This is a genomic window from Desulfovibrio piger ATCC 29098 (genome assembly GCF_000156375.1).
GTDB lineage: Bacteria > Desulfobacterota > Desulfovibrionia > Desulfovibrionales > Desulfovibrionaceae > Desulfovibrio > Desulfovibrio piger.
On the sequence record NZ_DS996377.1, the window covers coordinates 1 to 834 of the forward strand.

Genomic DNA, 834 nt, shown 5'->3' on the forward strand with positions numbered 1-834 from the left:
AGGACAGTGTCTGGTGGGTAGTTTGACTGGGGCGGTCGCCTCCCAAAATGTAACGGAGGCATGCAAAGGTTCCCTCAGGCTGATTGGAAACCAGCCGTCGAGTGCAAACGCAAAAGGGAGCTTGACTGCAAGAGAGACATCTCGAGCAGGTACGAAAGTAGGTGTTAGTGATCCGGTGATCCCGAATGGAAGGGTCATCGCTCATTGGATAAAAGGTACGCCGGGGATAACAGGCTGATCGCATCCAAGAGTTCACATCGACGATGCGGTTTGGCACCTCGATGTCGGCTCATCACATCCTGGGGCTGAAGCAGGTCCCAAGGGTACGGCTGTTCGCCGTTTAAAGTGGTACGCGAGCTGGGTTTAAAACGTCGTGAGACAGTTTGGTCCCTATCTTCTGTGGGCGTAGGAGAATTGAAAGGGCCTGTCCCTAGTACGAGAGGACCGGGATGGACACACCACTGGTGGACCTGTTGTCGTGCCAACGGCACAGCAGGGTAGCTATGTGTGGAAGGGATAACCGCTGAAAGCATCTAAGCGGGAAGCCTGCCTTAAGATAAGTTCTCCCTGACGCAAGTCCTGAAGGGCCGAGGTAGACGACCTCGTTGATAGGCTGGAGGTGGAAGCCCTGTGAGGGGTGGAGCTGACCAGTACTAATAGCCCGTGCGTCTTGTTTTCTCGAAAAATCCTTCCATCCCTGTTTCAATAAATTTGCCAAATTTCTTTGGTAGCCATAGAGGAGAGGGTACACCCGACCCCATTCCGAACTCGGAAGTTAAGCTCTCCATCGCCGATGATACTGCATAACGTCATGTGGGAAAGTAGGCCGCTGCC

The 834-nt window shown here is 53.5% G+C and carries 2 rRNA genes; both read left to right on the top strand.

The window, feature by feature from the left end:
• A 23S ribosomal RNA gene (locus tag DESPIG_RS12515) occupies window positions 1–678 on the top strand; the annotation flags it as partial.
• Window positions 679–723: 45 nt separating this feature from the next.
• Window positions 724–834, top strand: a 5S ribosomal RNA gene (rrf, locus tag DESPIG_RS12520); the annotation flags it as partial.